Below are 11,851 nucleotides of genomic sequence, written 5' to 3' on the forward strand. Positions count from 1 at the left end.
CATGAAAAAAATCTATGTACTATTTATAGCATTAGCAAGCACATTTGCTGTTAATGCACAACAGCTTAGCTTTGGACATATCCAGAATCAGGTTCCCCGCGATCAAAGAGCAATAAATGTTTTTGATGTTAGAAAAGACACAACTGCTTATAAAGGAATCAGTGTAGATTTGGGCGGTGCATTTGCATTACAGTTTCAAGCTTTGAATTCGTTTAATCATCAAGGAGATTTTACCGGAACACCAAATGCGGGCTACAGATTAAACAATCTAACAAACGACTTTAACTTACCTAATGCTAATATGACTATTGGTGCACAATTAGCAGATGGTGTACGTGTAAACCTAGACCTGTATCTTGCCTCCAGACACCATCATGAAACATGGGTTCAAGGTGGATATTTGCAAATTGACAAATTAGATTTCATTAAGAAAGGTCTGCTTGAAGATGTTATGAAATATACAACCATCAAAATTGGTCAAATGGAAAATAACTATGGTGATGCACATTTTAGAAGAAGTAATAACGCTTACACGATAACAAACCCTTTTATTGGCAACAATATCATGGACGCTTTTACTACCGAAATGGGAGCAGAAATATACTATAACAGAAGCGGTTTTGTGAGTATGATTGGAGTAACAAATTCTAAATTAAATCAAAACGTACAAGAAGTTATTCCTGGACCTACAACAGCAATTACTCCAGATCAAAATACGACTGTTAGCCCTACGATTTTAGCAAAATTAGGTTGGGACAAACAAATTGATAGTGATTTAAGAATAAGACTTACAGGATCCTATTATCATACTGCAAATTCTAGTGGAAACTTATATTCTTCAGATAGAGCAGGAAGCCGTTTTTATAGTGTTATAACACATGCCGGAACGATTGGTTACCCAAGTGCAAATATTTTAGATTCTGAAAGCAATAAAGATACGGGGAGATTTAATCCCGGATTTGGGAACTGGGCGACATCATATATGGTTAACCCGTTTGTAAAATATAAAGGATTTGAATTCTTTGGTACTTTAGAATTTGCTTCTGGAGGAGACTATAAAGGAACTGATGATACTCGTAATGTTAACCAATATGCTGGGGATTTGGTTTATCGTTTTGGAAGCCATGAAAATTTGTATGTTGGTGCGAAATACAATTTAGTTGATGGTAAATTAAGAAACTCTGATGCCGAAGCAGTTCAGGTAAACAGATTCGAAGCTGCTGCTGGTTGGTTTATGACTAAAAACATTTTGGCTAAACTTTCATACGTGCAACAGAACTACAAAAATTACCAACAATTTGGAAATGTAAATGGTGTATCAATGCCTAATGATTTTTACGGAGGAAAATTTGAAGGGCTAATGTTTGAAGCAACAATTTCATTCTAATCAAATGAAAACCAGATTTTCAATCTTAATCTTGGGTTTAGCAACTCTCCTCTTTTTTGGAAATGCTAAACCCATTTTTTTAGCAAGCGATAGTGTTTTGATAATTAATAAGATCAAAATTGAAATTACCGGAAAATCCACAGTTGGCAAATACAACTGTTCGAATACCTTTTCAAAAAAAGACACTGTCTTCTTAAACTCGAACAAAAAAAACATCTTTAATACCGAAATCAAAATGTCTGATTTTGATTGTGGAAACAAAATAATGACAAAAGATTTGCAAGGAACTGTAAAAGCGAAAAAATTCCCAAATAGTACTGTAATGATTACAGATGTAAAACCTTTTGGAAAAAATTACAAATGCAATCTTACTTTCTTGATCACAAACAAAACGCTCAAATACAAAGATTTCATATTATACAACTGCGATGATAAAATTCAGGGATCGCTCAATTTAAACTTCTCGGATATCGAATTAGAGCCTCCTGTAAAAATGGCTGGTTTGATAAAAGTCAGGGATGAGATCGAAATTAATTTTAGTTTATACAAAAGTTAAGTAAACTAAAAATATACTTCTATACTTTTATTTTCATTCTTTATTTAAATTCAAAAAGGTGTCTTTCATTAAGATACCTTTTTGCTTTAAAAAATATTTTAACTAATCTTTTAAAATTAAAAAATTTGGCACAAGAATTGTCTTGCTCTCAAAAGAAAAATAATCTTACAAAGCGCGCAGTCATTTTAAAATATGTATCTTTATTTTTCAGCTTTATAACCTTTAAATTTTTATAACCTAAAAAAGATCATTCATTATGAAAAAACAAATTTTAAGCTTAGCTGTTGTTGCTTTATTAGCATTCGCTGTACAATCATGCGAGAAAAAAGAGCCAAAACCAGCAGAAGACGAGTTAACTCTTGGAAACAAAGTTGATTCTCTAACAACAGATATCAAAGAAGTAAAAGACAGCGCAGTAAGCAAAACAGAAAATGCTGCCGAAGACGTAAAAGATGCTACTAAAAAAGCTGCTGAAGACGTGAAAGACGCCACTAAAAAAGGTGCAGAAAAAGTTGAAAACGCGGCGAAAGCTGCTAAAGACGGAACAGTAAAAACAGCCAAAGAGGTTAATGACGCTTTGAAAAAATAATCTCTTCCGGATTAAAAACTAAAACCACTCGCCACAACGAGTGGTTTTTTTTATGCAAAAAAGGGAGCCAATATTTTTTGTATTTTTACATTCAAAATTTGAAGACACTACAAGATGCATTTTATATCACAAGACTTAGAAGATTATATCGAGCAACATTCTGAAAACGAACCGGAATTGTTAGCCAAACTCAACAAAGAAACCTATCAAAAAATACTTTTACCAAGAATGTTAAGCGGACATTTTCAGGGTCGCGTTTTAAGTATGTTGTCTAAATTAATTCGTCCGGTTAATATTCTTGAAATCGGGACTTATACCGGCTATGCTGCTTTGTGTTTGTGCGAAGGAATGCAGGAAAACGGACAATTACACACTATTGACATCAAGGAAGAATTGGTTGATTTTCAACGTAAATATTTTGATGCGTCGCCTTGGGGAAAACAAATTTTTCAACATTTAGGAAAAGCTGTCGATATTATCCCAACTTTGGATGTTAAGTTTGATTTGGTTTTTATTGATGCCGATAAAGAAAACTACCTAAATTACTGGGAAATGATTGTTCCAAAAATGAATAAAGGCGGAATTATCTTGTCTGATAATGTTTTATGGAGCGGAAAAATCCTAGAACCGGTTCACCCAAATGACATTAGTACAAAAGTCCTTTTAGAATACAATTTACTTCTAAAAAACGATCCTAGAGTTGAAACAGTTTTATTACCAATTCGTGATGGATTAACTGTAAGCAGGGTACTTTAGGAGGAAAGGTTCTGAGTTTCTGAGCTTTCTAATTGAAGGCTTAAAAATTTAAAAGTTCTGTATAGTAAGATTAAAGTCCATACCTCAATTGCCTACTGCTTTAGCTGTAGGAATAAATTTAAATAATCATAAATGGCTTTAGCCGAAATCGTTGTGTATTTTGGCTAAAGCCATTTCTATGCAACTTCATTTTACCTCCAGCTAAAGCGGGAGGCAATTAAAAAAACAACAAAATGAATTATAGTAATAAAATAAATTCTCAAGGTTTTGCAATTATCGATACTATTTATTCTGAAAATGAAATTGAGAAACTAATTTCATTAATTGAAAATATAACAGAGAATTCAAATGAAAATGCAACTTTTAGAAAATCGCAGGATTTGTTTGCGATAAGACAATTTCACAAGGAAATTCCGGAAAGTTTGCCTTTTATTTTTAATCAGAATTTAAAAGATGTAATTGAATCAACTTTTGGAAAAGGATATTTCATTACGAAATCAATCTATTTTGACAAACCTGAGAAATCAAATTGGTTTGTAGCTTATCATCAGGATTTGACTATTTCAGTGGATAAGAAAATAGAGGTTGAAAACTTTGAAAACTGGACTGTAAAGCAAAATCAATTTGCCGTTCAGCCACCAACAGAAATTCTTGAAAGTAATTTTACAATACGAATTCATATTGATAAAACCACAAAAGATAATGGCGCTTTAAAAGTCGTCAATAATTCGCATTCAAAAGGAATTTTGAGAATTGAAAATCTGGGAATTGAAAATGAAAAAGAAACAATCTGCGAGGTCGAAAAAGGCGGTATCATGATTATGAAACCTTTACTTTTTCATGCTTCAAACAAAACTACAAATAACGAAAGACGAAGAGTTATTCATATTGAGTTCAGTAAACAAGAACTTCCTGATGGATTAGAATGGAGCGAAAAGGCTGTTCTTCAGAATTAATATTTTATATATCTTATCGCATTTAGACCTGAATAGCCTCCTGCTTCAGCTGGAGGCTAAATAAAGTTGTATAGAAAAAGGCTTTAGCCAAAACACACAATGTTTGGCTAGAGCCTTTTTTAATATTATCTAATTTCCTCCAGCTGAAGCAAGAAGCAATTCAAAGATTATGATATTAAATGGATCTAAAATTTTCTTTTGAAAACAAATACCCTAGCCCAGATAGAAGCGGTATCCTTTTTTCTGGCTTCTTTAGCCAGGAAAAGATACAAGTGGATCCCGAAGCTTCGGGAGGAAATAGCTCCTAAAAATTATCCCGGAAAATATAGTGGTTTTAATTTTCGATATACTAAATAAAGTAGAGATCCGAAAAGCGCTCCAAAGAAATATCCTGTTAGAATATCTCCCGGATAGTGCAATCCTAAGTAAATTCGGCTATAAGCGAAAATTAACGGCCATAAAAACAAGAATCCTAAGTACTTGAAATGGCGTTTTAAAACCAAGAATAAAAACGTTGCAACAGCCATTGTATTAGCTGCATGTCCGGAGAAAAAACTAAATGATGTTCTACTCTGAACAATGCGGATAAACGAATTGATTTCGGGATTATTACACGGACGCGGACGCTGAAAATTGTATTTAAACAAATTAGTCACCTGATCTGTAAAAGTCAACAAAACTGCTATAAACAATACAATATACAAGGTTTGCTTTCCTCCTACTTTTTTATAAATAAGATAAAAAAGAAGTAAAAAAAATGGCGTCCAATTCAATTGACTGGTAATAATAAGCCAAAATTTATCGTATGTTTCTGAACCTAATCCGTTAAGGTATATAAATAGATTTGTATCTAATTCTTTTATTTTTTCAAGCATTACATTTGGCGTTTTACAGGTCCCGGGATTGTATCGATGTCTTCTTTTACTTTATTTATTTCTGTTGCAGTATCTCCTAATAAATTAGTCGAGTCACCCATTATATTAGCTTTAGCATCGCTAATTTGGGCATTGATATTTCCAGTTATATCAGTAAGGGATTTTGTATCAAGACCATTAGCCTCGGCACCTTTCTGAATTTCGCTTTTAATATCGTTGGTTGCATTTTTCAATTGCGCCATTGCTTTCCCCATTGTACGGGCAATTTCCGGCACTTTGTCTGAACCAAAAAGCATTAGAACTATAAACAGTATGAAAACTAATTCTCCTCCTCCTATACCAAACATATCTTTAATTTTTATGTGCCACAAAGATATTAAATTTTGTAGCTGACAGTTTTAAAATTTACTTAAAAAAAAAGACTCTTTTCAGAGTCTTTTTCCTTTTATCTTTAGTCAAATTTTGACTTTTCTTCTACTTTTGGCCAAGAATTATTGGTTACATCAATATCTGCGGTCATTAATTTTGGATCTATCTGAATACTTTTGATTACTTTATCAGTTGCATAAACTTTCTTAGCTGTATCATTATTCTTTCTCCAGATTTGAGCCGGATACTGATAATTTTGTTTTGAACCATCTTCATAAGTGATCTCCACAAGAATTGGCATAATCATTCCGCCTGGCTTATTGAATTCTACTTCATAGAAATATTTAGGCGATTTTAAACCTGCTTTTTCTTCTGCAGTAAACGTTTGATCTACATAATCTGATAACAATTTAAAATCAGCTACTTTCAACGGTTTTTTAGTTGAAGCATTAACCTCAGCATTATCGCTTGAAACCAAATAAACAAATGGTCCTTTATCAAATCCGAAACGTCCTTTTCTAACTTTTACATCTTTGATATCAGCAGTTGGAGTATCAGAAACGTAGTATTGTTTTACCTCTTTGATTCCTATATCCACGAAATCTGTTGAGTAAAACCATCCTCTAAAAAACCAATCTAAATCTACAGCAGAAGCATCTTCCATAGTTCTAAAGAAATCCTCAGGAGTTGGGTGCTTAAATTTCCATCTGTTTGCATATGTTTTAAAAGCATAATCAAACAACTCTCGTCCCATAACAACTTCTCTTAAAAGATTAAGTCCTGTTGCCGGTTTTCCGTAAGCGTTATTTCCAAATTGAGCAATAGTTTCAGAGTTTGACATAATTGGCTCTAAAAACTTTTGATCTCCACTCATATAAGGAATAATATTTTTTGCAGGACCACGTCTTGACGGGAAATTTGGATCCAATTCCTGTTCCGCCATATATTGCATAAATGAATTCAAACCTTCATCCATCCAAGTCCATTGACGCTCGTCTGAATTTACAATCATTGGGAAAAAGTTGTGTCCTACTTCGTGAATTACAACACCAATCATTCCGTTTTTAACCTCTTTGCTAGTCACTCCATTTTCGTCAGGACGACCATAATTCCAACAAATCATTGGATATTCCATCCCTTGATCTTCCGCAGAAACTGATACTGCTTTTGGATAAGGATAATCGAATGTGTGCGATGAATAGCTTTTTAAAGTATGTGCAACAGTCATTGTCGAAGTTTCTCCCCAAAGCGGATTTGCTTCTTTTGGATAAACCGATTCTGCCATTACAATTCTATTACCCAATTTTACTGCCATTGCATCGTAAATGAATTTTCTTGACGAAGCAATTCCAAAATCACGAACATTTTTAGCACTAAATTTCCATGTTTTTTTCTTTTCAGAGAAACCTTTTTCTGTTACTTCAGCTTCAGCTTGTGTAACAATTACAACTGGTTTATCGAATGATTTTTGCGCTTGTTCATAACGTTTTACCTGTTCTGGCGTAAAAACTTCTGCTCTGTTTGTCAATTCTCCCGTTGCATCAATTACGTGATCTGCAGGAACAGTAATGTTTACATCAAAATTCCCAAAAGGCAAAGCAAACTCTCCGCTTCCCCAGAATTGCATATTTTGCCATCCTTCAACATCGTTGTAAACCGCCATTCTTGGATAGAACTGAGCAATTACATATATTTTGTTTCCGTCTTTTTCGAATAATTCATACCCTGAACGTCCGCCTTCTTTTCTATAATTATTGATGTTATACCACCATTTAATAGCAAATGAAATTTTCTCTCCCGGTTTTAGAGGTGTAGCCAGATTAATACGCATCATAGTTTCATTGATTGTATAAGACATCGCACTTCCTTTTGCATCTTTTACAAATTCAATATTAAAACCACGCTCCAGATCTTTCTTCAAATATTTACTCGAAAAACCATCTAATGGCAAAACTTGGTTAATTTTTTCGCTTTCAGCTAAAGTAGATTGTGTATTTGCTTTTGCCTGATTTTGATCCAGCTGAACCCATAAATACTCCAAACTATCCGGAGAATTGTTTGAATAAGTAATCGTTTCTGAACCACTTAATTTTGAATTTTTATCATCTAATTCAACATCAATCTTATAATCTGCCTGTTGTTGATAATATGCTGGTCCTGGTGCTCCGGCCGCTGTACGAAACATATTTGGTGTAGCCAACAAATCATACATTTGACTAAATTTATTGGTGTCGTATTTACCTTGCTGTTTGGGTGCAACATTGGTAGCCGTTTTTTCCTGAGCGATAAGTATTGCGGGAAAAAGCAATAACAATGAAAGTTTTTTCATAAATATTTAATGGTAATTTTGTCAGGGTGTGAAAATAACAATTAAAATAATAATTTTGTATATTATTTAATACTTTAACAATTCTTTCCTTGAAGATTCCGTAAAGAGAACACTTCTTTTTGTACCAAATGCTGTAATATGTGTAATATTCTGCTGTTCAGCATTCCAATCGACCAAGATAGTATTTGAGATCTCGATTGTTTTAAATTTCTCAACATCTTTTATTCTGGAATAACAAACCAAAACATCATCAGACTCTACTTCTTTAGATAAAAAAGTAATCGCTTTTGATTGTCCGTTTATTTTTATCGTGAAATTTTCAGAAAGGTATTTCTTTAACAAATCAACATCGGCCTGAGTTTCTTTCTCAGTACCGATGTATGTTTTTTTATGGTACTTTTTTTCGATTCCGTTGTTTAAATCATCTACAAAGATTCGGGAAGTAATTTGAATCATTTTTTTCTCGGCCGCGTAATTGACCTGAAAAACACCCATATAAAACTTATGGAATGCAAAAGCTGAAAGCGTTAAAAACAATAATCCCAAAAGAGGGTAAATCAATCTATTTTTCGGCAACATTTGCTTTTTGAAATTCTTTATTTTTATTAACCATGAAGTCCATTAATTCAAACTTCTCTTCTGGTTTTAAATGTCTTTTAGATTCCGGATCATTAGAGCAATACATCAGGAACAAATCAATTTCATCGTTTTTTAATCCTAATGTTTTAGTAAAAAAATCCGGTGCAAAATTAGCTCTTGAATATTGAATAAAAGCCATGTCGTCAATAACTTCTGGCTTTACCTCATCTTTGTTTTTGGTCAGAATCTTTTTTACATCCTTAAAAATTCGAACAAAATCCATTCCATATTTAATGGTTTGATCAGAATACATTGCAGTATTTTTTGCTGTAGATTGTTTATCATCTTCAAACTGCATATCAACATATTTCTGAGTATCTTTATCTAGTGATTTTACTTTTAAATCTTTGCGAACAACAACTTCCTTCAATTGATTATTAGCCAAATCCAACTGAATTACAAAAAGTACATTTGCACAATCTTTTTCTGTCAGAACGATTTTTTTTGCCTGAAATGCCAAACCTGTAAACAATAAAGTGTCTTTAGGTTTTGCCATAATATCAAACAACCCACCTGAACCAATAAAAGTTCTAACGTTTGCATTAATATTCATTACATAACCGCTTTCTATACCCAATTTACTATTGGTAACCTGTCCATGTAATGGCTTCCTTGAATTATTTTGTCCCAGCGCAATCTGGCAAAATAAGCACACAACGAGTATTCCTAGTCTATTTTTCATTTTCGAGAATTATTAAATATCTTCTTGCTAAATCTGTTATTAAAAACATACTCATTGTTTTGTTTTTAGTATCCAAAGATACGGCAAATTCGGCATCATCTACACAATATAATTGAAATCCTTTGATATCATCTACCGGAATTTTCAATCTGTCTGTGTAATAATTCTCTTCAAAAAGATATTCAATTTTCCTAAACAAGGCTTCTTTTTTCTCGACATTTACCTCTTTTTTAAGCATTGTGGTTCGCCCTGACATCATATTCAATAACTTATCTACAGAAGTCGAAGTTGCGGTATAAACTTTTCTTTCTGCAGGTGTATATTTTTTCTGTCCGTACGGAATTATTCCTAAATTTTCGGCTGTGATATTGGCATTTTCATTTACGACAACCTCCTTTAATTCGATCTCTTTTGCCGTCATTCGGATCAAAATTGAACTCACAGTCAAATCCTCCGCTGTAATCCTATGTTTGAAAGGTTCTAAATTAACCGAGGAAAAAACCAAAACGTCACCTTCTTTCCCAGGAATCGAGAACATTCCGTTTGAATCTGACACGGTAGAAACCTGTGTAGTATTATTGATAATATTTACGCCGTCGACCGAAGTAGTTTTTTCTACAATCTGACCCATGATTTCTTTTGAAGCTGTGTTTTGCCCTAAACCAATCTGAACCAATAATAGAAGGATAATTAATATGCTGTTATTTGTTTTCACTCGCGATTATTTCTTTGTATTTTACAGCTAATTCTGCTAATAAAAACTCTGTTGAAGTTTTATTTTTTGAGTTCAAAATTACTGTAAACTTATCATTATCGACCGCATAATATTCAAATCCTTTTACATACTCAAGCGGAATTTGCAATCTATTTACAAAATGATCGATGCTAAACATGCGTTCTAAAAGTTTCATAAACGCTTCTTTCTTTTCTACCACAACCTCTTTTTTAAGCATTGCTGTACGACCGGATAAAAAATTAAATAAAGGATCTGCAGAAACAGAACCTCCCGCCATGGTTCCAGCGTTTGCCTGAGCATTTAAAGCTGTTGCAGTATGTAATTTTCTTTCGGCTTCTGTATATCTTTTTTGCCCTTGAGGAATAATCCCCAAAGAAGTTGCGTTAATTCCGTTATAATTCCGAACCACAACTTCCTGTAATTGATGCATTACCATACTCAGTTTTACAGTAAAATGAAGATCCGAGAAGTTATCCGCAGTAAGCAAAACCCTGTTTTCTTTGAACTGAATAGACGAAAAAACAAGTGTATCTCCTTCTTTTGCAGCAATTGAAAAAGCACCGGAATCATCAGTAGTTGTCATAGCTTCGGTTTGGGCATTTATAACATAAACCCCGCCTAAATCAGATGTGTTTGCGGATATCTTTCCATTAATAATACCACGATCCTGAGACCAAGCAGTTTGCCCCAAAACAATCATTAAAATACATGCAACTTTATTGATCAAAATGCTAAAAAATTAGAATTACTCTTAAAGGTGTAAAAATATCTTAATGTATTCCAAATTTAGTATTAAGGACTTGGTAAAAATATGTTAATTAAACCCGCTTTATCTCCAGCAGAAAAAGAGTTTTAATATCTTTAACAGAAACAAATCTGAGTTAAAATTTTATGAAAAGCATCATCATTGCCAGCACTTCCAGCCTATACGGCGGCAGTTTTTTAGAGTACATATTACCAACATTAGAATCACATTTTAAAAATTGCAAAAGTATTATATTCATTCCATACGCACGTCCCGGCGGAATTTCGCATGACGAATACACTAAAAAAGTAGCTCAGGCTTTTGCTTCTATAAACATTTCTGTAAAAGGGATTCACGAATTTCAAGATGCAGAAAATGCTATAAAAAATGCAGAAGGTGTTTTCACCGGAGGAGGAAATACTTTTTTACTTGTTACTCAACTATACAAAAACAATATCATGCAAGTTCTTGCAGAAACAGTAAAAAGCGGAACTCCATATTTAGGAACCAGCGCAGGAAGCAATATTTGTGGCTTATCAATGCAAACTACGAATGATATGCCAATCATTTATCCACCAAGTTTTCAGACTTTAGGATTAATTCCTTTCAATTTAAATCCGCATTACTTAGATGCCGACGATCAGTCACAACACATGGGAGAAACCCGTGAAACGAGAATTAAAGAATTTCACGCTTTTAACTCAATTCCTGTTTTAGGATTAAGAGAAGGAAGCTGGCTTGAAGTCAAAGGAGACAAAATAACTCTCAAAGGAAAGCTAAAAGCTCGTTTATTCAGACAAAATAGTATTCCTAAAGAATTGGAAACAGAAAGTGATTTGAGCGATTTAAAATAGAAAAACATTTTTACCATTAAGATATTAAGAAAAATTAAGGGATCAAGACATATTGTTGTGGGGAAATATTAAAACCTAGATATTTGTATTTTAAAATTCCCCCTAATGCAAGATTCTTTTATTGACCTTCTTAAGTTATTATTGCCTGAGATAATAGTAGATTACTTTGAACTTACTTCTTATAAAAAGGAAGACGAAACTCTGCATCTGTATTTAAAAGAAATTAATTCTATACCTAAAGAGCATAGAGAATCAAAATTAAGCTCAAAAGGATTCTTTGAAGAGATAAAGGTTCAGGATTTTCCTATCCGCGGGCATCAGGTATATCTTCATATCACCCGAAGAAGATGGCTTAATGAAGATACAGGAAAAATAGTT

The 11,851-nt window shown here is 33.2% G+C and carries 13 protein-coding genes and 1 pseudogene; 7 read left to right on the forward strand and 7 right to left on the reverse strand.

Annotated features, from left to right (window positions below; genetic code table 11):
* Position 1 precedes the first annotated feature (1 nt).
* The 5 genes from CHB81_RS19360 to CHB81_RS19380 all read left to right on the forward strand — a co-directional run bounded on the left by CHB81_RS19360 (position 2) and on the right by CHB81_RS19380 (position 4,244).
* Positions 2–1,387 carry a hypothetical protein gene (locus CHB81_RS19360; RefSeq protein ID WP_089353485.1) on the forward strand — a complete coding sequence of 462 codons (1,386 nt, stop codon included), beginning with the start codon at positions 2–4 and terminating at the stop codon, positions 1,385–1,387.
* A gap of 4 nt (positions 1,388–1,391) precedes the next feature.
* The gene (locus CHB81_RS19365) at positions 1,392–1,943 is read left to right on the forward strand and encodes a hypothetical protein (protein WP_089353486.1); all 552 of its coding nucleotides are present in this window, start codon (positions 1,392–1,394) and stop codon (positions 1,941–1,943) included.
* A gap of 256 nt (positions 1,944–2,199) precedes the next feature.
* A complete protein-coding gene (locus CHB81_RS19370; protein ID WP_089353487.1) occupies positions 2,200–2,532 on the forward strand; it encodes a hypothetical protein in 333 nt (110 codons plus the stop codon).
* Between the two features lie 114 nt (positions 2,533–2,646).
* On the forward strand, positions 2,647–3,288 hold the full coding sequence (locus CHB81_RS19375; protein WP_089353488.1) for an O-methyltransferase: 642 nt from the start codon (positions 2,647–2,649) through the stop codon (positions 3,286–3,288).
* A gap of 233 nt (positions 3,289–3,521) precedes the next feature.
* On the forward strand, positions 3,522–4,244 hold the full coding sequence (locus tag CHB81_RS19380; protein ID WP_089353489.1) for a phytanoyl-CoA dioxygenase family protein: 723 nt from the start codon (positions 3,522–3,524) through the stop codon (positions 4,242–4,244).
* Between the two features lie 311 nt (positions 4,245–4,555).
* Here CHB81_RS19380 and CHB81_RS19385 read toward each other — a convergent pair whose 3' ends face one another.
* The 7 genes from CHB81_RS19385 to CHB81_RS19415 all read right to left on the reverse strand — a co-directional run bounded on the left by CHB81_RS19385 (position 4,556) and on the right by CHB81_RS19415 (position 10,601).
* On the reverse strand, positions 4,556–5,119 hold the full coding sequence (locus CHB81_RS19385; protein WP_089353490.1) for a phosphatase PAP2 family protein: 564 nt from the start codon (positions 5,117–5,119) through the stop codon (positions 4,556–4,558).
* Positions 5,119–5,466, reverse strand: coding sequence for a twin-arginine translocase TatA/TatE family subunit (locus tag CHB81_RS19390; RefSeq protein WP_089353491.1), 348 nt, complete (start codon positions 5,464–5,466; stop codon positions 5,119–5,121). The genes CHB81_RS19385 and CHB81_RS19390 overlap by 1 nt, the downstream gene beginning before the upstream one ends.
* A 104-nt stretch (positions 5,467–5,570) precedes the next feature.
* Positions 5,571–7,817, reverse strand: a complete 2,247-nt coding sequence (locus CHB81_RS19395) for a M1 family metallopeptidase (RefSeq protein ID WP_089353492.1) — start codon at positions 7,815–7,817, stop codon at positions 5,571–5,573.
* 66 nt (positions 7,818–7,883) lie between these two features.
* Positions 7,884–8,396 (reverse strand): DUF6702 family protein, encoded by a 513-nt coding sequence (locus tag CHB81_RS19400; protein WP_089353493.1) that lies wholly within the window; start codon positions 8,394–8,396, stop codon positions 7,884–7,886.
* Complete coding sequence (locus CHB81_RS19405; protein WP_089353494.1) at positions 8,380–9,138, reverse strand: hypothetical protein; 759 nt, start codon at positions 9,136–9,138, stop codon at positions 8,380–8,382. The genes CHB81_RS19400 and CHB81_RS19405 overlap by 17 nt, the downstream gene beginning before the upstream one ends.
* Positions 9,128–9,853, reverse strand: coding sequence for a carboxypeptidase-like regulatory domain-containing protein (locus tag CHB81_RS19410; protein ID WP_176427552.1), 726 nt, complete (start codon positions 9,851–9,853; stop codon positions 9,128–9,130). Before CHB81_RS19410 ends, CHB81_RS19405 begins: the two co-directional genes overlap by 11 nt.
* Positions 9,840–10,601 (reverse strand): carboxypeptidase-like regulatory domain-containing protein, encoded by a 762-nt coding sequence (locus tag CHB81_RS19415; RefSeq protein WP_089353495.1) that lies wholly within the window; start codon positions 10,599–10,601, stop codon positions 9,840–9,842. Before CHB81_RS19415 ends, CHB81_RS19410 begins: the two co-directional genes overlap by 14 nt.
* Before the next feature lie 164 nt (positions 10,602–10,765).
* Here CHB81_RS19415 and pepE point away from each other — a divergent pair, with 164 nt between their 5' ends.
* Together pepE and CHB81_RS19425 are read left to right on the forward strand one after the other, a co-directional pair.
* Positions 10,766–11,473, forward strand: a complete 708-nt coding sequence (pepE, locus tag CHB81_RS19420; protein WP_089353496.1) for a dipeptidase PepE — start codon at positions 10,766–10,768, stop codon at positions 11,471–11,473.
* A 105-nt stretch (positions 11,474–11,578) separates the two neighbouring features.
* Positions 11,579–11,851, forward strand: a pseudogene (locus CHB81_RS19425) (DDE transposase); the annotation flags it as partial.

Source organism: Flavobacterium sp. ov086 (assembly GCF_900187965.1).
Lineage (GTDB): Bacteria > Bacteroidota > Bacteroidia > Flavobacteriales > Flavobacteriaceae > Flavobacterium.